Below are 22,393 nucleotides of genomic sequence, written 5' to 3' on the forward strand. Positions count from 1 at the left end.
CCCTGGGCCCGGACGTGCGGAGTGAGGGCGTGACCCACCGGTCACCCCCTCACCCCACCAGCCGCAACCGCTCCCGGCAGACTCCCACCTCCACCGTCTGCCCCCACGTCAGCTCCACCGCGTCGCTCTCCATCCCGTCCCCGAAGGCGATCAGCCGTTCGGACTCGACGGTGAGACGGAGGCGGGCGGGGGCGGGGAGTTCGCCGGCGGTCAGGGAGGTGCCGGTGGCCGGGGAGGGCCAGGCCTCGCGGACGAACCAGAGCAGGCGGTTCTCCGTCGGGGCCGGCAGCCGCAGGGCACCGCCCCGCTCCTGCCACACGGACCGGAGCCAGCCCGTGGCCCCGGTCCCCGTCCCCACCAGCACCCCGGAGGAGGCCTGGGCCTCGACGACGCCCCCGTCGCCCTCCAGGCCTAGGCGGTATCTGGCCGTCTGGTGGCCCGCGGCGCCCAGGTAGATCTCGTTGAGGGCGACCAGCCGCTGGGTGTCGTCCGCGACGGCCTCGACCATCGTCAGCTCGTCGACGCTCGCGCCGGCCACCGCCAGCAGCTCCGCCGTGTCCCGCGGGCGGTGCCGTACCAGGACACCGGGGTTGCGGCCGGGCTCGGTGTCGATGCCCAGCACCGGTTGACCGGACAGGTACTTGGCCGCGTTCGCCACCAGTCCGTCCTGGCCGACCACGATCACCACGTCCTCGGGAGCGAACAGGAAACGGTCCAGGTCGGCCCGCTCCAATCGGGCCTGACGCCAGGTCAGCGGAATCGCGGAGGTCACCTCGGCGAGCGCCCGGCGGGTGCGCTCGTGGCGTTCGGCGACCTCCCCGATGTCCCGGCCCCGGGAGGCGAGGAAGAAGGCGGCCTGGCCGTGGGTGCCGTGGTGGGCCACCAACTCCTCGTACTCTGTGATGCGATGGACCAGAACGGCCCGCGGCGCGAGACTCACTCCGGCTCCCGTGCGCCCAGCTTGGCCAGGAGCCCCGTCAGCACGTCCGGGGAGATCGTCAGGCTGTCGATGTTCGGCAGGTTCTCCGCGAGCCGGGTTCCGGTGAGGGCGTGCAGCGTGGCGACCTCGACGTCCTCGTGCACCTTCAGCCAGGCGGCCTGGGCCTGCGCCTTCGCGTCGCCGACCGCGCGCACTCCCTCGGCCTCCGCGCGGGCCAGCCGTACCGAACGTGTCGCCTCCGCCTCGGCCCGTACCGCGTCCGCGGCCGCGTGCTCCTCCGCCTCCCGGCGGGCGTTGGTGCCCCGCTGCTCGACCAACTGCTCCTCGCGGCGGGCGAGTTCGATCTGGCTGGCCAGTTCGTTCTCGGCGATGGTCCGCTCGCGCTCCACGGCGACGGCCCGCCGTTCGTAGGTCGCCCGGTCGGCCTCCTGCTGGATCTGTTCGCGGGCCGGGGTGCGCAGGGCCCGTTCCACCTCCGGTTCGGGTCTCAGTGCCATCACGCGGACGGCGACCACCTCGATGCCAGTGGCCGGCAGCCGGGGCTCGGCGTCCAGGCCCGCCGCGACCCGCTCGCGCACCGCCGTCACCCCGTCGACCAGGGCGGAGGACAGGGGAGTGCGGGCCAGTACGTCGAGCGCGTGCTGCTGGGCCGTCTCGGTGAGCAGCGTGCCCAGTTGCTCCAGGGGCGCGCCCCGCCAGACCCCGGTGTCCGGGTCGATCGAGAAGTCCATGCGGGCGGCGGCGAGGGCCGGGTCACCGATCCGGTAGGTCACGGTCGCCTGCACCGCCACGTCCTGGAAGTCGGACGTACGGGCACGGAAGGTCATGGCCAACTCGCGGTCGTCCACCGGGACTTCGGAAAGCGCGGCCGTCAGCGCGCGGAACCAGAAGCTGAGCCCCGGACCGTCGTGCAGCAGCTTGCCGCCGCGGTGGTGCCGGATGTGCGCCGTGGGCGCCCCGCGCAGATGGCGCCAGCCAAGGCGCCGGGTGATGTCGGCCATCGAACCCCCTCTTTTCGTCTGCTAGACGATAATCGGAGGGCGGGATTGTCGTCAAGGGGACGAGAATAGAAAGCCGGGCGAGCGGAGGGGTCAAGAGGCGCCCCGTTGGTCAGGATGGAGGCATGGCATACCACGTCCACTCCGAGGCCGGGCGGCTGCGCCGCGTCATCCTGCACCGGCCCGATCTCGAGCTCAAGAGGCTCACCCCCAGCAACAAGACCTCGCTGCTCTTCGACGACGTGCTGTGGGTGCGCCGGGCCCGCGCCGAGCACGACGGGTTCGCCGACGTGCTGCGAGACCGCGGCGTCGACGTCCACCTCTTCGGTGACCTGCTGGCCGAGACGCTGGAGGTCCCGGCGGCCAGATCCCTCGTCCTGGAGCGGGTCTTCGACGAGAAGGAGTACGGCCCGCTGGCCACCGACCCGCTCAGAGCCGCCTTCGAGAACCTGCCCGCGCGGGAGCTGGCCGAGGTCCTGGTCGGCGGCATGACGAAACGCGAGTTCCTCGACGTGCACCCGGAGCCGACCTCCGTGCGCTTCCACGTCATGGAGCTGGACGACTTCCTGCTGGGCCCGCTGCCCAACCACCTCTTCACCCGCGACACCTCCGCCTGGATCTACGACGGCGTCTCCATCAACGCCATGCGCTGGCCCGCCCGGCAGCGCGAGACCGTGCACTTCGAGGCGATCTACCGGCACCACCCGCTGTTTTGCGACGAGACGTTCCACGAGTGGTCGAAGGGGCAGGCCGACTACCCCTCCACCATCGAGGGCGGGGACGTGCTGGTCATCGGCAACGGGGCGGTCCTCATCGGCATGAGCGAGCGCACCACCCCGCAGGCCGTGGAGATGCTCGCGCACAAGCTGTTCGCCGCCGGGTCCGCCGAGACGATCGTGGCCCTCGACATGCCCAAGCGGCGTGCCTTCATGCACCTCGACACCGTGATGACGATGGTCGACGGCGACACCTTCACCCAGTACGCGGGCCTCGGCATGCTCCGCTCGTACACCATCGAACCGGGCGTCGGCGAGAAGGAGCTGAAGGTCACCGACCATCCGCCGGAGCACATGCACCGGGCGATCGCGGCCGCCCTCGGCCTGAACGAGATCCGTGTGCTGACCGCCACCCAGGACGTGCACGCGGCGGAGCGCGAGCAGTGGGACGACGGGTGCAACGTCCTCGCCGTCGAACCCGGGGTCGTGGTCGCCTACGAGCGGAACTCCACCACCAACACCCATCTGCGCAAGCAGGGCATCGAGGTGATAGAGATCCCGGGCAGCGAGCTGGGCCGGGGGAGGGGCGGGCCGCGGTGCATGAGCTGCCCGGTCGAACGGGATCCGGTGCGGTAGGGCCCTGGCGGCTCCCCGGGCCCTGAGGTTCCCGGCCGTGAGTTCCCCGGGCCTGAGTTCCCCGCCGACACCTGTATAGGCATGCCGCCTTTCGTATAGTATTCCAAAAGTCTGTGTCCCCGTATCCCTGGAGCGCCCTCATGGCGACTGTCCCGACCGCCCTCGCCGGCCGCCACCTCCTCAAGGAGCTGGACCTCACCGAGGACGAGTTCCGCGGTCTGGTCGAGCTGGCCGCCGAGCTGAAGGCCGCCAAGAAGGCCGGGGCCGAGACCCAGCACCTGCGGGGCCGGAACATCGCGCTGATCTTCGAGAAGACCTCCACCCGCACCCGCTGCGCGTTCGAGGTCGCGGCCGCCGACCAGGGCGCCTCGACCACGTACCTCGACCCCTCCGGCTCGCAGATAGGGCACAAGGAGTCGGTCAAGGACACCGCGCGGGTGCTGGGCCGGATGTACGACGCGATCGAGTACCGGGGCGACAGCCAGCAGAAGGTGGAGGAGCTGGCGGCGCACGCCGGTGTCCCGGTCTACAACGGGCTCACCGACGACTGGCACCCCACCCAGATGCTCGCCGACGTGCTGACCATGACCGAGCACTGCGCCAAGCCGCTGACCGAGGTCTCCTTCGCCTACCTGGGCGACGCCCGCTTCAACATGGGCAACTCCTACCTGGTCACCGGCGCCCTGCTCGGCATGGACGTCCGTCTCGTCGCGCCGAAGGAGTACTGGCCGGCCGAGGAGGTCGTCGACCGGGCCCGTGCGCTCGCCGCCGGCAGCGGCGCCCGCATCACGCTCACCGAGACCGTGGACGAGGGCGTGCGCGGCGCCGACTTCGTGGCCACGGACGTCTGGGTCTCCATGGGCGAGCCGAAGGAGGTCTGGGCCGAGCGCATCGCCGCCCTCGCCCCGTACGCCGTGACCATGGACGTCCTGCGCGCCACCGGCAACCCGGACGTGAAGTTCCTGCACTGCCTGCCCGCCTTCCACGACCTCGGTACCAAGGTCGGCCAGGAGATCCACGCGGCCCACGACCTGGAGTACCTGGAGGTCTCCGACGAGGTCTTCGAGTCGGCCCACTCGGTCGTCTTCGACGAGGCGGAGAACCGGATGCACACCATCAAGGCGGTCATGGTGGCAACCCTCGCCTGAACAGGCCTTATGCTGACCGGCGGCCCGGAACCACCCCTTCTCCGCGGCCGCCGCGCGACGAACCCGTCGCACTGCCGCACCACCAGAAACGAGCACCACCCGCATGCCCCGCTTCAAGTCGTCCCATCTCCTGGTGGCCGAATCCGGCACCGACCGCGAAGGCCACGGCCTCCGGCGCACGATGGGCCTCTTCCAGCTCGTCTGCTTCGGCGTCGGTGCCATCGTCGGCACCGGCATCTTCGTCGGCCTGTCCGACTCGGTCGCCCAGGCCGGCCCGGGCGTCGTCGTCTCCTTCCTGCTTGCCGCGATCACCTGCGTCTTCACTGCGTTCGCCTTCGCCGAGCTGGGCGGCGCGATCCCGGTCTCCGGCTCCTCGTACTCCTTCGCCTACGCCGGTCTCGGCGAGGGCACGGCCTTCCTCGTCGGCTGGTGCCTGCTGCTGGAGTACGGCGTCTCGGTGTCCGCGGTGGCGGTCGGCTGGAGCCAGTACGTCAACGAACTCCTCGACAGCCTCGTCGGACTGCACCTGCCCACGGCCCTGTCGGCCGGTCCGGGCGAGGGCGGCGTGGTGAACCTCCCGGCCGTGATCGTCATCGCCATGGCCGCCGTCCTGCTGGTCCGCGGTGTGCGCGAGAGCGCCCGGGCCACGGCGGCGATGGCCGTGCTGAAGCTCGCCGTCCTGGTGGCCTTCGTCGCGATCGGCTTCACCGCGTTCGAGGACGGCAACCTCACGCCGTTCTCCCCCACGGGCCTGGCCGGCATCGGGGCGGGCACGACCGCCGCCTTCTTCTCGTACATCGGCTTCGACGCGATCACCACCGCCGGCGAGGAGGCGAAGAACCCCCGCCGGGACATCCCCGTGGCGATCCTCGTCTGCATCGGCCTGGTCACGCTGCTCTACTGTGCCGTCGCGCTCGCCGCGATCGGCGCCATCGGCGGTGACGCGGTCGGCGGCCGTCCGGCGGCACTCTCCTACGTCGTCAACCAGGTCACCGGCTCCACCGTCGGCGGCGGGGTGATCGCCTTCGGCGCGGTCGTGGCCATCGCCTCGGTCGTCCTCGCGGTGATGTACGGCCAGACCCGGATCCTGATGTCCATGTCCCGCGACGGGCTGATCCCGCGCGTCTTCGAGAAGGTCTCGCCGAAGACCTCCACGCCGGTCGCCGGCACGCTGATCGTGGCGGTCGTCTTCGCGCTCCCCGCGGCCTTCGCCCCGCTGGACGCGGTGGTCAACCTGTGCACCATCGGCACCCTCGCCGTCATGGCCGTCGTCAACATCGCGGTCATCGCCCTGCGCCGCCGCGAGCCGGACCTCGCCCGTACCTTCCGGGTGCCGCTGTACCCCGTCACCCCGCTGCTCGGCGTCGGTTTCTGCCTGTACCTGATGTACGAGACGGGCGCGACGACCTGGATCCAGTTCGCCGGGTTCCTCGCGGCCGGGATCGCCCTGTACCTGCTCTACGGGCGCCGGAACTCCCGGCTCGCCGCGGTCACACCGACGGACGCCGCTGAGCCGGTACGAGAGGCAGTCTGAACCAGACCGCCTTGCCGGACTCGGTCGGCCGGTGCCCGCAGGAGGAGCTCAGGGCGCGGATCAGCAGCAGCCCGCGCCCGTGCTCCTGCCACGGGTCGGGCGGTCCGCCGGCCGGGCAGGTGAGGTCGCCGGGCGGGGCCGGGTCGGCGTCGTGGACCTCGACCTGGCAGCCCGACGGCAACAGCTCCACGACCAGCTCTATCGGCGACTCGCCCGTGGTGTGCTCCACCGCGTTGGCGACCAGCTCCGCCGTGAGCAGCTCCGCGGTGTCGCAGTCCGCCCCGTGCTCCAGCTCGGCCAGCGCCGTACGGACCAGGGCACGGGCCACGGGCACCGCCGCTGCGGTGTGCGGCAGCGCGACGCGCCAGGAGGCGGGGGCTGAGGGGAGTTCGTACACGGCGGGTCCGTTCATGGAGCAGGACATCCTGCTTTCAACCTGATGAATGGTACGGCGCCGCTCTCCGGGGACGTCCGAGGGGCACCGTCGGAGGCGCCCTTGCCTCCTTGCCGACGGCTTACCCAGGTGAACGCGGCGCCGCGCACAGCTGCTCCCGCCGTTACGCCGGTGTGGACGACCTGTGACGGATGTGACCGGCCCGGGTCACGCCGGGCCCACACCGACGTCCTACCCGGACGGTCTATCGCGCACTCGTGACGACAGTCACGGATGAGTGATAGCTTCGGAGGGTAGAGCTCAGTGAGGCAGTGCCCGCCCGAGGAGGCCGCACGTCATGAGTCCCTTCACCGGCTCCGCCGCCCGCACTCCAGGCTGGGAGCATCTGCGCGTCGACATCGCCGACGGCGTGGCGACCGTCACCCTGGCCCGCCCCGAGAAGCTCAACGCGCTCACCTTCGGCGCCTACGCCGACCTGCGCGATCTCCTCGCGGAACTGTCCCGGGAGCGGTCCGTACGGGCCCTGGTGCTGGCCGGCGAGGGCCGCGGCTTCTGCTCCGGTGGCGACGTCGACGAGATCATCGGCGCGACCCTCGGCATGGACACCGCCCAGCTCCTGGACTTCAACCGGATGACCGGCCAGGTGGTCCGGGCGATCCGGGAGTGCCCGTTCCCCGTCATCGCGTCGCTGCACGGCGTGGCGGCGGGCGCCGGAGCGGTCCTCGCCCTGGCCGCGGACTTCCGCGTCGCCGACCCCACCGCCCGCTTCGCCTTCCTCTTCACCCGCGTCGGCCTCTCCGGCGGCGACATGGGCGCGGCCTACCTGCTGCCCCGGGTCGTCGGACTGGGCCACGCGACCCGCTTGCTGATGCTCGGCGACCCGGTCCGCGCCATCGAGGCGGAGCGCATCGGCCTGATCAGCGAGCTGACGGAGGAAGGCGCCGCCGACGAGGCCGCACACCAGCTGGCCCACCGCCTGGCGGAGGGCCCGGCCCTGGCGTACGCCCAGACCAAGGCCCTGCTCACGTCCGAGCTGGACATGCCCCTGGCGGCCTCGATCGAACTCGACGCCTCGACCCAGGCGCTGTTGATGAACAGCGAGGACTACGCCGAGTTCCACGCCGCCTTCACGGAAAAGCGCCCTCCCAAATGGAGCGGACGGTGACTGCGATCCCCTCAGGGGCGCGGGGAACTGCGCGACAAGCCACACACGGCCCGCAGCCGCCATCCGGGCCGGACAACCCCCTACGCGTAGCAATCATCGGCGGCGGCCCCGGCGGCCTCTACGCCGCCGCCCTCCTCAAACGCCTCGACCCCGCACGGGAGATCACCGTCTGGGAACGCAACGCCCCCGACGACACCTTCGGCTTCGGCGTGGTCCTCTCCGACGAAACCCTCGGCGGCATAGAGCACGCCGACCGGGAGGTCTACGAGGCACTCCAGCGGCACTTCACCCGCTGGGACGACATCGACATCGTCCACCGCGACACCCGCCAAACCTCATCGGGCCACGGGTTCGCGGCCCTGGGCCGCCAACGCCTCCTGGAGATCCTCCACACCCGCTGCCGCGACCTCGGTGTCGACCTCCGCTTCCGCACCGAGGCGCCGGCAGACCTGCCCCGCACCCACGACCTGGTCATCGCCGCCGACGGCATCCACAGCACCACCCGCGAGAGGCACGCGGACGTCTTCCGCCCCCGGGTGACGAACCACCGCTGCCGCTACATCTGGCTCGCCGCCGATTTCCCCTTCGACTCCTTCCGCTTCGAGATCGCCGAAACCGAACACGGCGTGATGCAGCTCCACGGCTACCCCTACGCCCCCGACGCCTCGACCGTGATCATCGAGATGCGCGAAGAGGTCTGGCGCGCGGCCGGATTCGACGAACTCGACGAGGCGGAGTCGGTCGAACGCTGCGCCAAGATCTTCGCGGAAGCGCTCCGCGGCCGCCCCCTTAAGTCGAACAACTCCACATGGACGACGTTCCGCACGGTCGTCAACGACCGCTGGTCGCACGGCAACATCGTCCTCCTCGGAGACGCCGCCCACACGGCCCACTTCTCCATCGGCTCCGGCACCAAGCTCGCCGTCGAGGACGCGCTCGCCCTGGCCGCCTGTCTGGAGGAGCGGGACTCGCTGCCCGAGGCCCTGGCCGCCTACGAGGCGGAGCGGCGACCCGTCGTCGCCTCCACCCAGCGCGCCGCCCGGGCCAGCCTGGAGTGGTTCGAGAACATCGCCCTGTACCTGGACCAGCCGCCCCGCCAGTTCGCCTTCAACCTGCTCACCCGCAGCCGCCGCGTCACCCACGACAACCTGCGGCTGCGCGACGCCCGCTTCACGGAGACGGTCGAGCGCGAGTTCGGCTGCCCGCCCGGCACGCCCCCGATGTTCACCCCGTTCCGGCTGCGCGGTCTGACCCTGCGCAACCGGGTCGTCGTCTCGCCCATGGACATGTACTCGGCCGTCGACGGCGTCCCCGGCGACTTCCACCTCGTGCACCTGGGCGCGCGGGCGCTGGGCGGGGCCGGGCTGGTGATGACCGAGATGGTGTGCGTCAGCGAGCAGGGCCGGATCACGCCCGGCTGCGCCGGCCTCTACACCGGCCGGCAGGCCGAGGCCTGGAAACGGATCACGAACTTCGTCCACGACCGGGCCCCCGGCACCGCGATCGGCGTGCAGCTCGGCCACAGCGGCCGCAAGGGCTCCACGAAACTGATGTGGGAGGGCATGGACGAGCCGCTGGAGGAGGGCAACTGGCCGCTCGTGGCCCCCTCGGCGCTCCCGTACAAGGAGTTCAGCCAGACACCCCGCGAGCTGTCCCGGGCCCAGCTCACCGACATCCGGGAGCAGTTCGCCGCAGCCGCGGTGCGCGCGGCCCGGGCCGGCTTCGACCTGCTCGAACTGCACTGTGCGCACGGCTACCTGCTGTCCGGGTTCCTCTCCCCGCTGACCAACCGGCGCACCGACGCCTACGGCGGCTCCCTGGAGAAACGGCTCCGCTTCCCGCTGGAGGTCTTCGACGCGGTACGGAACGTGTGGCCGGGGGAGCGGCCGATGACCGTCCGCATCTCCGCGACCGACTGGGCCGAGGGCGGCACGAGCGCCGAGGACGCCGTCGGGATCGCCCGGGCCTTCGCCGCGCACGGCGCCGACGCGATCGACGTGTCGACGGGCCAGGTCGTGGCGGACGAGCAGCCGGAGTTCGGACGGTCGTACCAGACGCCGTTCGCGGACCGGATCCGCCACACCACCGGCATCCCCGTGATCGCCGTAGGCGCGATCTCCTCCTGGGACGACGTCAACTCCCTGATCCTCGCGGGCCGCACCGACCTCTGCGCCCTCGCCCGCCCGCACCTCTACGACCCCCACTGGACCCTGCACGCGGCAGCCGAGCAGGGCTACACGGGACCGGGCGCGACCTGGCCGGCCCCGTACCGCGCGGGCAGCCGCCGCCCCCAGACGGGCCGCACGGACGCCCCGAAACCGCGGCTGAGTCTCGGAAGCGGTGACGCCGGCGGAGGTTAGGATCCGGGGCATGGTCATGACCATGGACGACGTGGACCGGTTCGAAGCCTTCCGACCGCGTCTGGAGGCCGTCGCCTACCGGCTGCTCGGTTCGGCGAGCGAGGCCGAGGACGCCGTGCAGGAGACGTTCCTGCGCTGGCAGGGCGCCGACACCGGCCGCATCGAGGTTCCCGAGGCATGGCTGACGAAGGTGCTCACCAACCTGTGCCTCAACCAGCTCACCTCGGCCCGCGCGCGGCGTGAGACCTACGTGGGCCAGTGGCTGCCCGAGCCGCTGCTGGCCGGGGACCGGATGCTCGGACCCGCCGACACCGCCGAGCAGCGGGAATCGGTCTCGTACGCGGTGCTGGTGCTGCTGGAGCGGCTCTCGCCGAACGAGCGGGCGGTGTACGTGCTGCGGGAGGCCTTCGACTATCCGCACCGGGAGATCGCCGAGATCCTCGACATCACCGAGGCCTCATGCCAGCAGATCTTCCACCGCGCGAAGAAGCACGTCGCGGACGGCAGGGCCCGCACCCGCACCGAGATCGACGAGGCCGCAGCCCGGCGGATCATCGACGAGTTCCTCGCGGCCGCGGCGAGCGGCAGGACCGAGCCGCTCGTGCGGCTGCTCACCGGGGACGCCGTCGCGGTCGGCGACGGGGGCGGGAAGGTCCCGGCGCGTGCCAGGGCGTTCGAGGGCGCCCTCGCGGTCGCCACGTTCATGCGGGGCCTGTTCAAGCCCAGCGCGGCCAAGCGCGCCATCGTCGGCGGCTCGCCCGACGTCTACGCCTGGTCGGCCAACGGCGACCCCGCCCTCGTGGTGGTCCTCGACGGCCGGGTCATCGGCGTCATGTGCCTGGAGGTCGCCGCCGACGGCATCGCCGCGTTCCGCAACCAGGTCAACCCCGACAAGCTCGAACGTGCGACTCGGCTGTGGGCCGCCGGCGACCACGGAGAGCCCCTGCTCACGGTCTTCTGACCCGACCGACCGCGGTGTGACGTGGCTCACATCGCATTCCTGTCAGGGAACGGCGGGCCGCCCGGTTCAAGAGGCGAACCCGCTGAAGACAGCCGTACTGACAGGAGCTACGCCATGCAGCACCGCATCGTCGTCCTCGGAGCCGGCTACACCGGAGCCACCGCCGCCGGGCGCCTCGCCAGGCGACTGCACCGCGAAGACGTCGCCATCACCCTCGTCAACGCCGAGCCCGACTTCGTCGAGCGCGTCCGGATGCACCAGCTCGCCGTCGGCCAGGACCTCGCACCCCGGCCCTTCGACGAGATGTTCGAGGGCACCGGCGTCGCGCTGAAGCAGGGGAAGGTCACCGCCCTCGACGCCGACCGCAGGACCGTCACCGTCGCCGCCCTCGACGCGACCGGAGAGGCGAAGGGCGAGGAGCTGGAGTACGACACCCTCGTGTACGCCCTCGGCAGCGGCTGGAACGACCAGGGGGTGCCCGGTACCGCCGAGCACGCCTACGAGATCGCAAGCCGCCCCGGAGCGCTCCGGCTGCGCGAGCGCCTGGCCGGCCTGGCCGCCGGAGAATCCGTGGTCGTGGTCGGGGGCGGTCTCACCGGCATCGAGGCGGCGACCGAGATCGCCGAGGCCCGCCCGGACCTCGCCGTCGCCCTCGCCGCCCGCGGCGGCCTCGGCGACTGGCTCTCGGACAAGGGCGCCGGGCACCTGCGCACGGTCTTCGACCGGCTCGGCATCACCGTCCACGAGCACGCCGCCGTCACCGCCGTCGAGGCCGGCCACATCGCGACCGGCGACGGGACGGACATCCCGGCCGCGGTCACCGTCTGGACCACCGGCTTCGCCGTCCACCCGATCGCCCGGGCGACCAGCCTGGAGGTCTCCGGCACCGGCCAGATCGTGGTCGACCGGACCATGCGCTCGGTGTCGCACCCGGACGTGTACGCCGTCGGCGACGCGGCCCTGGCGATGGGCCCCGGGGACAAGCCGCTGCGGATGTCGTGCGCCTCGGGCGTCCCGGGTGCCTGGCAGGCGGCCGACGCCATCGCGGCCCGGCTGACGGGAGACAAGGTCCCGACCGTGTCCGTGCGCTACTTCAACCAGTGCATCTCGCTGGGCCGCAAGGACGGCCTGATCCAGTACGTCACCGCCGACGACCGGGCCAAGGCCGCGGCCCTGACCGGCCGGCTCGCCGCGCTCTACAAGGAGATCATCTGCAAGGGCGCGGCCTGGGGCGTCGCCCACCCGACACTCCTGCCGGTCCGGCGCCGCCGCGTCGTGCGGCAGACCGCCGTCGTCCCGGAGGGCTCGCCGGTCAGGACGGCGGCCTGATCCGTGGGGACACCGACCGCCTCAGACCGGGTAGGCGTGGGTCTGCGTCGCCTTCACCGTCGCCCAGACCTCGGCCCCCGGGTGGAGATCGAGTTCGGCCGCGGCGACCGTCGTGAGGTCGGCGGCGAGGGGCAGCACACCGGTGAGGTCGGCGCGGATCTGGTCGCCGTGGGTCTCCAGACCCGCCACCTCGCAACGCCACAGGTTGCGGGCGCTGGAGCCCGTGGGCCGCTCCCGGTGCAGAGTGACCGCGCTCGGCGGGAACGCCACGAAGACCGGGCCGGACAGGACCTCCGTGGTGGTGAGGGGCGGGCCGTCGGCCAGACGGACGGTGTGGCCGTCCGCCTCTCCCCGGTACAGGTTCAGGCCGACCAGCCGCGCGATGTAGTCCGTACGGGGGTGACGGGCGATGTCGGCCGGGGTGCCCTCCTGGACGACCCGGCCGTGCTCCACGACCACCAGCCGGTCGGCCAGCACCATCGCGTCGAGCGGATCGTGGGTGACGAGCACGGCGACCGCCTCGAAGTCGGCCAGGTGCCGCCGGAGCCGGGCACGGACCTCCAGCCGGGTACGGGCGTCCAGGGCCGCCAGCGGCTCGTCCAGGAGCAGCAGCCGGGGGCGGGTCGCCAGGGCGCGGGCGAGGGCGACGCGCTGGGCCTGGCCGCCGGAGAGCCTGCGCGGCTTGGTGCCGGTGTGCGCGGCGAGGCCGAGGCGGTCGAGCCACTCGGCGGCCCGCGCCCGCGCCTCGGCCTTGGTCGCGCCCTGGCAGCGGGGCCCGAAGGCGACGTTGTCGAGGGCCGTGAGGTGGGGGAAGAGCAGGTAGTCCTGGAAGACGACCCCGACGGGACGGGCCTCCGGCGGCGTACGGTCCAGCTCCGTGCCGTCCAGCCGCAGATGGCCGCCCGAGAGCGGGGCCAGTCCGGCGAGGGCGCGCAGCGCGGTGGTCTTGCCGGCGCCGTTCGGCCCGAGCAGGGCGACGACCTCGCCGGGCGCGACGGTCAGCGCCACGTCGAGCCGGAAGCCCCCGCGGTCCACGACGAGCCGGGCGTCGAGCCCGTCCATGGAGGCGCCGGTGGCGGCGTGGGTCTGGGTCATCCGGCGCGCATCCATCGGTCGCGCAACCCGGCGAGCACCGCGATCGACACCGCAAGCAGCACCAGGCTGAGGGCGATCGCGGCCTCCGGGTCGCTCTGCAGGGCCAGGTAGACGGCCAGGGGCATGGTCTGGGTGCGGCCGGGGAAGTTGCCGGCGAAGGTGATCGTCGCGCCGAACTCACCGAGCGCCCGCGCCCAGGCCAGGACCGCGCCCGCCGCGATGCCCGGCGCGATCAGCGGCAGCGTGACCCGGCGGAACGCGGTGAACCGGGACGCGCCCAGGGTGGCGGCCGCCTCCTCGTAGCGGGGGTCGGCGGCCCGCAGGGTGCCCTCGACGCTGATCACGAGGAACGGCATCGCCACGAACGCCTCCGCGATCACGACCCCGGCGGTGGTGAAGGGCAGCGTGATCCCGAACCACGCGTCGAGCCACTGCCCGACGATGCCGTTGCGGCCGAGCGCCATCAGCAGCGCCACACCGCCCACCACCGGAGGCAGGACGAGGGGCAGCGTGACGAGGGCGCGTACGAGGCCGCGGCCGGGGAAGTCGACGCGGGCCAGCAGCCAGGCCAGCGGCACGCCGAGGACCAGGCACACGGCGGTGGCCGCCGTGGCGCTGACCAGGGACAGTCTGAGGGCCTCCCAGACATCCGCGCTGGTCAGCTGCGCGGGCAGGCTGTGCCACGGAGTCCGCAGCAGCAGGGCGATCAGCGGCACGATCAGGAAGGCCAGGCCGGTCAGCGCGGGGATCAGCAGGGGCAGCGGGACGCCCGTCCGGACGCGCCGGCGCCGCGGACCGCCCCGGAGAGTGTCGGCCGCGGCGCGAGGCTGGTCGGTCGGGGGTGTCACGGCTTGAGGAACCCGGCCCCGCTCAGGACCTTCTGGCCCTCGGCGGACCGCACCAGCGCGATGAACGCCTCGGCGGCCTCGGTGTTGGGCGCGTCCTTGAGCAGGGCGATCGGGTAGTCGTTGACGGCGTCGGCGGACTCGGGGAACCGCACGCCCCGCACCTTGTCACCCGCCGCGCGCACGTCCGTCTTGTAGACGACGGCGGCGTCGGCCTCCTTCAGCTCGACCTTGGTGAGCGCGGCCTTGACGTCCTGCTCGTAGGAGACGGGGGTGAGCTTGAGCCCGCTCGCGTCGAGGGCCTTCTGCGCGGCGGCGCCGCACGGCACCTCCTTGTCGCAGAGCACGACCTTCAGGCCCGCCTCGGTGAGGTCCTTGAGTGAGGAGATCTTCCCGGGGTTGCCGGGCAGGGTGGCGATCTCCAGTTCGTTGCGGACGAAGGTCGCGGGGGTGCCCGAGGCGTCCCCGGCGTCCGTGACGATCTTCATGGTCTTGGGGCTCGCGGAGGCGAAGACGTCCGCCGGAGCGCCGCCGGTGATGCTCGCGGCGAGGGAGTCGCTGCCGCCGAAGCTGAAGGTGACCTTCGTGCCGGGGTGCTCCTTCTCGAACCGCTCGCCCAGCGTCGTGAAGCTCTCCTTCAGCGAGGCCGCGGCGAACACGGTCACCTCCCCGGACAGCTTGCCCGGACCGGAGGAGTCCGGCTTCGCCGAGGAGTCCGAGCCGGACGACGAGCAGGCGCTCAGGGCCAGCAGGGCTGCGGCTCCCACCGCGGCCCCCTGGAGCGGGCGGCGGATGCGGCGCACGGTACGGGTCATCACGGGACTGCTCCCTCTGCTGGGTATGCGCCGATCATAATGCCGCAGATGCGAGGGGAAGACCCCCTGTGGATTCGCATGAGCAGGGTTGGGGTTGCCAGAGGGTCGCATGTGCGTTTCTACGGGAGGGGCGGCGCCTCCGGGGCTACCGGCCCCGGTACCGGAATCCGTGGTGCTCCTGGACCCAGCGGCCGATGAGAGCCCCGCCGTAGACGACGTAGCCCACGCCGATCAGCCAGGACTCCACGACGAGGACGACGCCGACGGCTCCGTAGCTGATCGCGTTGGTGACGATGAGGGGCGTGAAGACGAAGTAGGAGAACATCCGCAGGCCGCCCAGGCCCGCCATGGTGGCCACCGCCCCGGGCAGCAGTTCGCTCCAGCGGACCTGTCCGCCCAGCAGGAAGCGCTGCCCCCACCAGAAGAACAGCACCCCGGTCGCCGAACTCAGAGCGATCCGCTCCGGGCCCGACACGAGGCTGCGCGTCTGCACCTCCTGGTACAGGTACGCGGTCACCGCGATCATCCACACCGCCTGCCGCCAGACCCGGTGCCACGGGCCGGAGGGCAGCCCCCAGATCCGCTCGTAGCCGTTCTGCACGCTCCCGCCGAACGCGATGCCGAAGACGGCGAGGGCGACCGCGCCCAGCACGCTCGTGGTGCCGATGACCTTGCGCGGGGGACTGATGATGTCCGTGAGCACCCGCGCGGACCGGCCGGACAGCCCCATGCCGTCGGCCAGCCACGACGCGAAACCGCCACGCTCCAGCGGGTCGGCGGCGGCGACCACGATCAGCAGCGGTGCCAGTGTGACCAGCGCGAGCGTGGCGAACCCCATGGCCCGGTGCAGCAGCTCCACGTCGCGGCCCTGCCGGACGAGGGTGTGCGCACCGGCCCGCTCCCACCCGCCGCGCGCCGAGCGCCCCCACCGCCTCACGGCAGCCGGTCCGCGCGGGCGCCCGCCGTGCCCGGTGATGTGGTGACGGTCATCCCTCGGTCCGCCTCCCGGTACGCGCTCCGTCCACTCGCGGACATCGTTGACCGTTCCGAAGCGGACGCAAACGCCGCACACCGGGCGGCGCCCGCGGGGTCAGAGCCCCACGAACCCCGCCCCCGCGTCCCGCAGCCGCTCGTGCAGCCCCCGGAACACCGCCGCCGAGCGGACCCCCGGCCAGTCCGCGGGCAGCAGCCCGGACGGCAGGCCCGGGTCGGTGTAGGGCAGGTGGCGCCAGGAGTCCAGGGCGAGGAGGTAGTCCCGGTAGGCCTCCTCGGCCGGGGTGTCCTCGCGCTTCTCCCAGTCGTGCAGCACGCGCGCGTGGCGGTCGAGGAACGCCTCGTGCTCCTTGGCGATGGCCGCCAGGTCCCACCACCGGGCGACGGCCTCCGCGGTCGGGGCGAAGCCGAGGTGGTCGCCGCGGAAGAAGTCGACGTACGCGTCGAGCCGCAGCCGCTGGAGCGTGTGCCGGGTCTCCTCGTACAGCCGTGCGGGCGCGATCCACACGCCCGGAGCGGCCGTGCCGAAACCGAGCCCGGCGAGACGGGAGCGCAGCACGTGCCGCTTCTGCCGTTCCGACTCCGGCACGGAGAACACCGCGAGCACCCAGCCCTCGTCCTCGGGTGGGGCGGAGGCGTAGATGCGGCGGTCGCCGTCGTCGAGCAACTGGCGGGCATCCGGGGACAGTTCGTAGCCGGCCGCACCCTGTGCGGTGCGGGCCGGCACGAGAAGTCCGCGTCTCTTGAGCCGCGACACCGACGAGCGGACGGACGGAGCGTCCACGCCGGCCGCGGCCAGCAGCCGGATCAGTTCGGCTACCGGCACGGGGCCCGGCACGAAGCGGCCGTACGCGCCGTAGAGCGTGACGATGAGAGACCGTGGTGCATGCTGGTCGGACACGTTGATCATCTTAGGTCGTACGGATCACTCCTGGTCGCCTCCCGGTACCCCGTGGGCGCGCAGTCTGAACCGCTGGAGCTTGCCGGTGGCCGTGCGGGGCAGCGCGTCCAGGAAGACGATCTCGCGCGGGCACTTGTACGGCGCCAGCTCGCTCTTCACGAAGGCGCGCAGCGCATCGGCGTTCCGCTCCGCACCCTCCTTGAGGACGACGAAGGCCAGCACGACCTGCCCGCGGGCCTCGTCGGGCCGTCCGACGACCGCCGCCTCCACCACGTCCGGGTGCCGCAGCAGCGCGTCCTCCACCTCGGGTCCGGCGATGTTGTACCCGGCCGAGATGATCATGTCGTCGGCGCGCGCGACGTAGCGGAAGTAGCCGTCGGGGTCGCGGACGTAGGTGTCGCCGGTGACGTTCCAGCCGCCGCGCACGTAGTCCCGCTGGCGCGGGTCGGCCAGGTACCGGCAGCCGACCGGTCCGCGCACGGCGAGCAGCCCTGGCTGCCCGTCGGGCACGGGCTCGCCGTCCGCGTCCTGCACGCGCGCCTGCCAGCCCGGCACGGGAACGCCCGTGGTTCCGGGCCGGATCCGGTCGTCGGCCGCGGAGATGAAGATGTGCAGCAGCTCGGTGGCGCCGATGCCGTTGATGACGCGCAGGCCCGTGCGCTCGTGCCAGGCCTGCCAGGTGGCCGCGGGCAGGTTCTCGCCGGCCGAGACGCAGCGGCGCAGGGAGGAGACGTCGTGCCCGTCGAGCTCGTCGAGTATCGCCCGGTACGCCGTCGGGGCGGTGAACAGCACGGAGACCCGGTGCCGGGCGATGGCGGGCAGCAACTGCCGGGGCCCGGCCTGTTCGAGCAGCAGCGCACTCGCGCCCGCCCGCAGCGGGAAGACCACCAGCCCGCCCAGGCCGAAGGTGAAGCCCAGGGGAGGACTGCCGGTGAACACGTCGTCCGCGTCGGGCTTCAGGACGTGCCGGGAGAAGGTGTCGGCGATCGCCAGGACGTCCCGGTGCAGATGCATACAGCCCTTGGGGCGGCCGGTGGTGCCGGAGGTGAACGCGATCAGCGCCACGTCGTCGGCCGCCGTCGCGACGGCCTCGTAAGGGGTCGTGGGCGCCGGCCGGTTCAGCAGGTCGTCCGGGGCGTCACCGCCGTAGGTCGCGATCCGCAGGCCGGGGATCTCGGCCTTGGCGAGGTCGTCGACGGCCCGGATGTCGCACAGCGCGTGCCGCACCCGCGCGATCTCGCACATCGTGCTCAGCTCGTGCGGCCGCTGCTGGGCGAGCACGGTGACCGCCACGGCCCCCGCCTTCAGCACCGCCAGCCAGCAGGCCGCGAGCCAGGGCGTGGTGGGGCCGCGCAGCAGCACCCGGTTGCCGGGGACGACGCCGAGGTCACCGGTGAGCAGGTGTGCGACTCGGTCCACGCGGGCGCGCAGATCGCCGTACGTCCACGGCTCGCCGGCGGGCGTCAGGAACACCGTGCGGTCGTCGGGCGGGCCGTGCAGCAGTTCGGTGGCGCAGTTGAGCCGTTCGGGGTAGTGCAGCTCCGGCAGATCGAAGCGGAGCTCGGGCCATTGGTCCCGGGGTGGCAGATGGTCCCGGGCGAAGGTGTCGACGTGGGCCGTGCCCCGTGGATTCATACGGTTCGCCCCCTTGGCGTGGTGGGCTCGCCCCTGGAGCGTATCGTGTTGGTGACGACAGTCAACGGTCCGCGATAGCCTCGGAGTGGCCCGGCCGGAAGGCGGGGTGGCGGAGAAGGGACCGGCGATGACCGCATTCTCGCTCGAACCGGCACAACTCGCCTGGTGTGCCGAGCTGCGCACCCTGGCCGCGGAACGGCTCCGCCCGCTGGCCGACAAGGGCGAACCAGGACATGTGAACCGGGCCCTGGTCGCCGAGCTCGGCAGCCTGGGGCTGCTCGGGCGCCTGTTCACCTCGGGGGCTCTCGACCTGTGCCTGATGCGCGAGTCCCTGGCCTACGCCTGCACGGAGGCCGAGACGGCCCTTGCCCTCCAGGGCCTCGGCGCCCACCCCGTCCACGCGCACGGCACGCAGGAGCAACGCGCCCGCTGGATCCCCCGGGTGGCCGACGGCACCGCGATCGCGGCCTTCGCGCTGAGCGAGCCGGGGGCGGGATCGGACGCGGCGGCGCTGGAGTTGCGTGCGGAGCCCGAGTCCCCGCAGGGCGAGGGGCCACCGGCCGCCCCGGCACTCGCCGCCGCCCCGGACGGCCCCGCCCGCTGGCGCCTCACCGGCGAGAAGTGCTGGATCTCCAACGCCCCCGAGGCCGACTTCTACACCGTCTTCGCCCGGACCGCCCCGGGTGCCGGGGCCCGCGGCGTCACCGCCTTCCTCGTCCCCGCCGACCGCCCTGGCCTGACCGGCCGCGGGCTCGACATGCTCTCGCCGCACCCCATCGGAGCCCTCGACTTCGACGCCGTGCCCGTCACGGCCGACGACGTGCTCGGCGCGGTGGACCGCGGCTTCCGGGTCGCCATGGGAACGCTCAACCTGTTCCGGCCCAGCGTCGGCGCCTTCGCGGTCGGGATGGCCCAGGCCGCCCTCGACGCGACCCTCGCCCACACCGCCGGACGGGACGCCTTCGGGGGCAAGCTGCGGGACCTGCAGGCCGTCTCGCACCAGGTCGCCGAGATGGCCCTGCGCACGGAGGCGGCCCGGCTGATGGTCCACGCGGCGGCGTCGGCCCACGACGCGGACGCCCCGGGCGTGCCCGGGCGCTCCGCCATGGCGAAACTGCTCGCCACCGAGACCGCGCAGTACGTCGTCGACGCCGCCGTCCAGTTGCACGGCGCCCGGGCCCTGCAACGCGGTCACCTGCTCGAACACCTCTACCGCGAGGTGCGCGCCCCGCGTATCTACGAGGGGGCCAGCGAGGTGCAACGCGGCATCATCGCCAAGGAGCTGTACGCCCGTCAGGAGGCCCGGTGAGCACCGAGCGCGTCAACCCGCCCGAGCTGTCCCCGCCGGCCGGCTTCTCCCACGCCGTCGTGGCGTCCGGGTCGCGGGTGGTGTTCCTCGCGGGGCAGACCGCCCTGGACACCGACGGCAAGGTGGTCGGCCGCACCCTGCCCGAGCAGTTCGAGAGGGCCCTCACCAACCTGCTGGCCGCCCTCGCGGCGGCCGGTGGCACGCCCGCCGACCTGGCCCGCGTCACCGTCTACGCCACGGACGTCGAGGCGTACCGTGCGCACGCGCCCGAACTGGGCCGCACCTGGCGGCGGTTGGCCGGCCGCGACTATCCCGCCATGGCGGTCGTCGAGGTCGTCCGGCTGTGGGACGCCGAGGCGATGGTGGAACTGGACGGCTTCGCGCTCCTGCCCTAGGCCGGACACAGCCTGGGGTGCCGCCCCGGTCAGGCCGCGACGGCCAGACCTGCGGCGCTCACCCGGCGTGGCTGCACCACGCGCCCGTCCGGCAGCAGTTCGCCGGTGTCGTCGAAGACGACCGTCCCGTCGCACAGCAGGCTCCAGCCCTGCTCGGGGCGGGCCGCGACGACGTGCGCGGCGGGGGAGTCGGTCGCGGGGCACAGGGGCTGGTGGGCACACATGGCGCACCTCCACGTCGGTAGGGCCGCCCGAAGGGTTCGGACGACTCGTACAGACAGACCATCCTCCCGCGCCGGACCCATCGGAACAGCCCGACGGGAAGCGTGACACGCCCAGGACATTCCCCGGACGGTTCCACGACGGCCGGTGCCACGCTGCTTCTGCCCACCGGTGGCGGCGCTGCACCCGCCACCCCTTCGGTCCTCTCGTGGCCCGGGCGGCCCACGTCGAGGCCACCCTGATGGAGCTGCGCACCTTCAGCGGTCTGCCGCTGCCGGGCTTTCACGCCGTCCAGGGGCAGGACATCACCCTGAGCCAGGCCTGAACACCCCGCCGATCCTGTTTAATTGCGATGTCTTTGCAACAGCCTTATGAGAGCAACAAGGGTGTGAGGTCACATGCCGACCCGTCGGATACGAGGGGCCGCCGTCACGGCGGCGCTGGCCGCGGCGGTCACCGCCTGCTCGGCCCCCAGCGGCGGCGGCTCGGGCGACGGCAAGTCCGGGGGCTCCGTCGTACTCGGGGTGGCATCCGAGCCGGACACCCTCAGCCCGCTGCTCGGCTACGGCAAGGACGGGAACTCCAAGATCTTCGACGGGCTCCTCGCCCGCGACGCCGACCTGAAGCTGAAGCCCGCTCTGGCGGCCGCACTGCCCAAGGTCACCGACGGCGGCCGCACGTACACCTACACCCTGCGCGACGGGGTCGAGTTCAGCGACGGCGAACCGCTGACGGCCGCCGACGTCGTCTACACGTACCGGACCGCCCTCGACCCGAAGACCAACAACACCTTCAAGAGCGAGCTGGACGCCGTCAAGGAGGTCGAGGCGAGCGGCGACGACAAGGTCGTCTTCACGCTCAAGTACCCCTACGCCCCCTTCGCCGCCCGCACGGTCCTGCCCATCGTCCCCGAGCACATCGCGGGGGAGCAGGACCCCAACACCGGCTCCTTCAACACCAAGCCGGTCGGCACCGGGCCGTACGTCCTCAGCCGCTGGAGCAAGGGCGAGAAGCTCACCTTCAAGGCCAACCCCCGCTACTGGGGCGGCGAGCCGAAGGTGAAGACCTTCACCATGGCGGTCATCGGCGACGACAACGTGCGCGCCACCCGCCTGCGCTCCGGCGACCTCGACGGCGCGGTCCTCCCGCCCAACCTCGCCGCCACGTTCAAGGGCGACGACGCCAGGCGCACCTACGAGGCCCGGTCCTACGACTTCCGGGCCGTCACCCTCCCCACCGCGAACAAGGTCACCGGCGACCGCGCGATCCGCCGGGCCCTCGACGCCGCCGTGGACCGCGAGGCCATGGTCGACAAGATCCTCGACGGCGCCGGCCGCCCGGCGTACGGGCCGCTGCCCGTCGACGACCCGGCGTTCAGCGAGGGCATCGAGCGCACCCAGGACCTCGGCAAGGCCGGCAAGATCCTGGACGAGGCCGGCTGGAAGCCCGGCGAGGGCGGCATCCGCACCCGGGACGGACGGCGGGCGGCCTTCACCCTGCTCTACCCCTCCGGCGACAAGGTCCGCCAGGACCACGCCCTCGCCTACGCCTCCGACGCCAAGAAGGCCGGCATCGAGGTGAAGGCGGAGAGCGCCACCTGGGAGGTCATCGAACCCCGCATGAAGGACGACGCCGTCCTCGCGGGCTTCGGCAGCACCGGCGACCCCGACTTCGGCCTCTACACCCTGCTGCACTCCTCCCTCGCCGGCGACGGGTTCAACAACATGGCCCGCTACGACAACCCGGCCGTGGACCGCGCCCTCGACAACGGCCGCCGCGGCCAGGACCCGGCCGAGCGCACGTCCGCCTACGACAAGCTCCAGCGCGCCCTGGTGCAGGACCCCGGCTACACGTTCCTCACCCACATCGACCACCTCTACGTGCTGGCCGACCGCTGGGAGAACCTGAACACCCAGCTGGAGCCGCACGAGCACGGCTTCGCCAGCGGCCCCTGGTGGAACATCGAGGACTGGCAGCCGAAGAAGTGACCCGCCTCCCCTGG

20 protein-coding genes and 1 pseudogene are annotated in these 22,393 nt (G+C 72.5%); 11 read left to right on the top strand and 10 right to left on the bottom strand.

Features of this window, described 5'->3' with window-relative positions:
* Positions 1 to 49 precede the first annotated feature (49 nt).
* Positions 50 to 940: an NAD(+)/NADH kinase gene (locus RFN52_RS30575; RefSeq protein WP_184850949.1), complete on the bottom strand. Its 891-nt coding sequence runs from the start codon at positions 938 to 940 to the stop codon at positions 50 to 52.
* Positions 937 to 1,941: an SPFH domain-containing protein gene (locus RFN52_RS30580; protein ID WP_184850951.1), complete on the bottom strand. Its 1,005-nt coding sequence runs from the start codon at positions 1,939 to 1,941 to the stop codon at positions 937 to 939. The genes RFN52_RS30575 and RFN52_RS30580 overlap by 4 nt, the downstream gene beginning before the upstream one ends.
* A gap of 122 nt (positions 1,942 to 2,063) precedes the next feature.
* On the opposite strand from RFN52_RS30580, the gene RFN52_RS30585 reads away from it, so the two are divergent.
* From RFN52_RS30585 to RFN52_RS30595, 3 genes are all read left to right on the top strand, one after another.
* The gene (locus RFN52_RS30585; protein ID WP_184850953.1) at positions 2,064 to 3,290 is read left to right on the top strand and encodes an arginine deiminase; all 1,227 of its coding nucleotides are present in this window, start codon (positions 2,064 to 2,066) and stop codon (positions 3,288 to 3,290) included.
* 140 nt (positions 3,291 to 3,430) lie between these two features.
* Positions 3,431 to 4,438 (top strand): ornithine carbamoyltransferase, encoded by a 1,008-nt coding sequence (gene argF / locus RFN52_RS30590; RefSeq protein ID WP_184850955.1) that lies wholly within the window; start codon positions 3,431 to 3,433, stop codon positions 4,436 to 4,438.
* 103 nt (positions 4,439 to 4,541) lie between these two features.
* The gene (locus tag RFN52_RS30595) at positions 4,542 to 5,972 is read left to right on the top strand and encodes an amino acid permease (RefSeq protein ID WP_184850957.1); all 1,431 of its coding nucleotides are present in this window, start codon (positions 4,542 to 4,544) and stop codon (positions 5,970 to 5,972) included.
* On the opposite strand, the gene RFN52_RS30600 is transcribed toward RFN52_RS30595, so the two are convergent.
* Entirely contained in the window at positions 5,929 to 6,396 is a 468-nt protein-coding gene (locus RFN52_RS30600; RefSeq protein ID WP_184850960.1) for an ATP-binding protein, read from the bottom strand. The two genes, RFN52_RS30595 and RFN52_RS30600, sit on opposite strands and share 44 nt — an antisense overlap.
* A gap of 307 nt (positions 6,397 to 6,703) precedes the next feature.
* Here RFN52_RS30600 and RFN52_RS30605 point away from each other — a divergent pair, with 307 nt between their 5' ends.
* The 4 genes from RFN52_RS30605 to RFN52_RS30620 all read left to right on the top strand — a co-directional run bounded on the left by RFN52_RS30605 (position 6,704) and on the right by RFN52_RS30620 (position 12,181).
* Positions 6,704 to 7,531, top strand: coding sequence for an enoyl-CoA hydratase family protein (locus tag RFN52_RS30605; RefSeq protein WP_184850962.1), 828 nt, complete (start codon positions 6,704 to 6,706; stop codon positions 7,529 to 7,531).
* Positions 7,516 to 9,891: a bifunctional salicylyl-CoA 5-hydroxylase/oxidoreductase gene (locus RFN52_RS30610; RefSeq protein ID WP_311241089.1), complete on the top strand. Its 2,376-nt coding sequence runs from the start codon at positions 7,516 to 7,518 to the stop codon at positions 9,889 to 9,891. Before RFN52_RS30605 ends, RFN52_RS30610 begins: the two co-directional genes overlap by 16 nt.
* Before the next feature lie 10 nt (positions 9,892 to 9,901).
* A complete protein-coding gene (gene sigJ, locus RFN52_RS30615; RefSeq protein ID WP_184850964.1) occupies positions 9,902 to 10,852 on the top strand; it encodes an RNA polymerase sigma factor SigJ in 951 nt (316 codons plus the stop codon).
* A 114-nt stretch (positions 10,853 to 10,966) separates the two neighbouring features.
* Positions 10,967 to 12,181 carry an NAD(P)/FAD-dependent oxidoreductase gene (locus tag RFN52_RS30620; RefSeq protein WP_184850966.1) on the top strand — a complete coding sequence of 405 codons (1,215 nt, stop codon included), beginning with the start codon at positions 10,967 to 10,969 and terminating at the stop codon, positions 12,179 to 12,181.
* Between the two features lie 21 nt (positions 12,182 to 12,202).
* Here the strand turns inward: RFN52_RS30620 and RFN52_RS30625 are convergent, their stop codons facing one another.
* From RFN52_RS30625 to RFN52_RS30650, 6 genes are all read right to left on the bottom strand, one after another.
* The gene (locus RFN52_RS30625) at positions 12,203 to 13,291 is read right to left on the bottom strand and encodes an ABC transporter ATP-binding protein (RefSeq protein ID WP_374050185.1); all 1,089 of its coding nucleotides are present in this window, start codon (positions 13,289 to 13,291) and stop codon (positions 12,203 to 12,205) included.
* Positions 13,273 to 14,124, bottom strand: coding sequence for an ABC transporter permease (locus RFN52_RS30630; protein WP_184850971.1), 852 nt, complete (start codon positions 14,122 to 14,124; stop codon positions 13,273 to 13,275). The genes RFN52_RS30625 and RFN52_RS30630 overlap by 19 nt, the downstream gene beginning before the upstream one ends.
* Positions 14,121 to 14,936 (bottom strand): molybdate ABC transporter substrate-binding protein, encoded by an 816-nt coding sequence (gene modA / locus RFN52_RS30635; protein ID WP_184850973.1) that lies wholly within the window; start codon positions 14,934 to 14,936, stop codon positions 14,121 to 14,123. Before modA ends, RFN52_RS30630 begins: the two co-directional genes overlap by 4 nt.
* Positions 14,937 to 15,081: 145 nt before the next feature.
* Complete coding sequence (locus tag RFN52_RS30640) at positions 15,082 to 15,873, bottom strand: YhjD/YihY/BrkB family envelope integrity protein (protein ID WP_184850975.1); 792 nt, start codon at positions 15,871 to 15,873, stop codon at positions 15,082 to 15,084.
* Positions 15,874 to 16,026: 153 nt separating this feature from the next.
* On the bottom strand, positions 16,027 to 16,839 hold the full coding sequence (locus RFN52_RS30645; RefSeq protein ID WP_184850978.1) for a PaaX family transcriptional regulator: 813 nt from the start codon (positions 16,837 to 16,839) through the stop codon (positions 16,027 to 16,029).
* Positions 16,840 to 16,854: 15 nt separating this feature from the next.
* Positions 16,855 to 18,465 (bottom strand): AMP-binding protein, encoded by a 1,611-nt coding sequence (locus RFN52_RS30650; protein WP_184850980.1) that lies wholly within the window; start codon positions 18,463 to 18,465, stop codon positions 16,855 to 16,857.
* A 127-nt stretch (positions 18,466 to 18,592) separates the two neighbouring features.
* Here RFN52_RS30650 and RFN52_RS30655 point away from each other — a divergent pair, with 127 nt between their 5' ends.
* Both RFN52_RS30655 and RFN52_RS30660 read left to right on the top strand, forming a co-directional pair.
* Complete coding sequence (locus RFN52_RS30655; protein ID WP_184850982.1) at positions 18,593 to 19,774, top strand: acyl-CoA dehydrogenase family protein; 1,182 nt, start codon at positions 18,593 to 18,595, stop codon at positions 19,772 to 19,774.
* Complete coding sequence (locus RFN52_RS30660) at positions 19,771 to 20,169, top strand: RidA family protein (RefSeq protein ID WP_184850984.1); 399 nt, start codon at positions 19,771 to 19,773, stop codon at positions 20,167 to 20,169. The genes RFN52_RS30655 and RFN52_RS30660 overlap by 4 nt, the downstream gene beginning before the upstream one ends.
* A gap of 29 nt (positions 20,170 to 20,198) precedes the next feature.
* On the opposite strand, the gene RFN52_RS30665 is transcribed toward RFN52_RS30660, so the two are convergent.
* Complete coding sequence (locus RFN52_RS30665) at positions 20,199 to 20,393, bottom strand: DUF5999 family protein (RefSeq protein ID WP_184850986.1); 195 nt, start codon at positions 20,391 to 20,393, stop codon at positions 20,199 to 20,201.
* Between the two features lie 170 nt (positions 20,394 to 20,563).
* Between RFN52_RS30665 and RFN52_RS30670 the strand changes: the two are divergent.
* Both RFN52_RS30670 and RFN52_RS30675 read left to right on the top strand, forming a co-directional pair.
* Positions 20,564 to 20,716 (top strand): annotated as a pseudogene (locus RFN52_RS30670) (DUF6299 family protein); the annotation flags it as partial.
* A 73-nt stretch (positions 20,717 to 20,789) separates the two neighbouring features.
* Positions 20,790 to 22,379, top strand: coding sequence for an ABC transporter substrate-binding protein (locus RFN52_RS30675; protein WP_184850988.1), 1,590 nt, complete (start codon positions 20,790 to 20,792; stop codon positions 22,377 to 22,379).
* Positions 22,380 to 22,393 lie beyond the last annotated feature (14 nt).

Source organism: Streptomyces collinus, assembly GCF_031348265.1.
Taxonomy (GTDB): Bacteria; Actinomycetota; Actinomycetes; order Streptomycetales; family Streptomycetaceae; genus Streptomyces; species Streptomyces collinus.

Bases quoted from the DNA above. Each gene is read 5' to 3' on its own strand.
- RFN52_RS30600 (WP_184850960.1), bottom strand. From the start codon at position 6,396: ATGTCCTGCTCCATGAACGGACCCGCCGTGTACGAACTCCCCTCAGCC.
- RFN52_RS30595 (WP_184850957.1), top strand. From the start codon at position 4,542: ATGCCCCGCTTCAAGTCGTCCCATCTCCTGGTGGCCGAATCCGGCACC.
- modA (WP_184850973.1), bottom strand. From the start codon at position 14,936: ATGACCCGTACCGTGCGCCGCATCCGCCGCCCGCTCCAGGGGGCCGCG.
- RFN52_RS30675 (WP_184850988.1), top strand. From the start codon at position 20,790: ATGCCGACCCGTCGGATACGAGGGGCCGCCGTCACGGCGGCGCTGGCC.
- RFN52_RS30585 (WP_184850953.1), top strand. From the start codon at position 2,064: ATGGCATACCACGTCCACTCCGAGGCCGGGCGGCTGCGCCGCGTCATC.
- RFN52_RS30580 (WP_184850951.1), bottom strand. From the start codon at position 1,941: ATGGCCGACATCACCCGGCGCCTTGGCTGGCGCCATCTGCGCGGGGCG.
- RFN52_RS30645 (WP_184850978.1), bottom strand. From the start codon at position 16,839: ATGATCAACGTGTCCGACCAGCATGCACCACGGTCTCTCATCGTCACG.
- RFN52_RS30610 (WP_311241089.1), top strand. From the start codon at position 7,516: ATGGAGCGGACGGTGACTGCGATCCCCTCAGGGGCGCGGGGAACTGCG.
- sigJ (WP_184850964.1), top strand. From the start codon at position 9,902: ATGGTCATGACCATGGACGACGTGGACCGGTTCGAAGCCTTCCGACCG.
- RFN52_RS30650 (WP_184850980.1), bottom strand. From the start codon at position 18,465: ATGAATCCACGGGGCACGGCCCACGTCGACACCTTCGCCCGGGACCAT.
- RFN52_RS30605 (WP_184850962.1), top strand. From the start codon at position 6,704: ATGAGTCCCTTCACCGGCTCCGCCGCCCGCACTCCAGGCTGGGAGCAT.
- argF (WP_184850955.1), top strand. From the start codon at position 3,431: ATGGCGACTGTCCCGACCGCCCTCGCCGGCCGCCACCTCCTCAAGGAG.
- RFN52_RS30655 (WP_184850982.1), top strand. From the start codon at position 18,593: ATGACCGCATTCTCGCTCGAACCGGCACAACTCGCCTGGTGTGCCGAG.
- RFN52_RS30620 (WP_184850966.1), top strand. From the start codon at position 10,967: ATGCAGCACCGCATCGTCGTCCTCGGAGCCGGCTACACCGGAGCCACC.
- RFN52_RS30625 (WP_374050185.1), bottom strand. From the start codon at position 13,291: ATGGATGCGCGCCGGATGACCCAGACCCACGCCGCCACCGGCGCCTCC.
- RFN52_RS30665 (WP_184850986.1), bottom strand. From the start codon at position 20,393: ATGTGTGCCCACCAGCCCCTGTGCCCCGCGACCGACTCCCCCGCCGCG.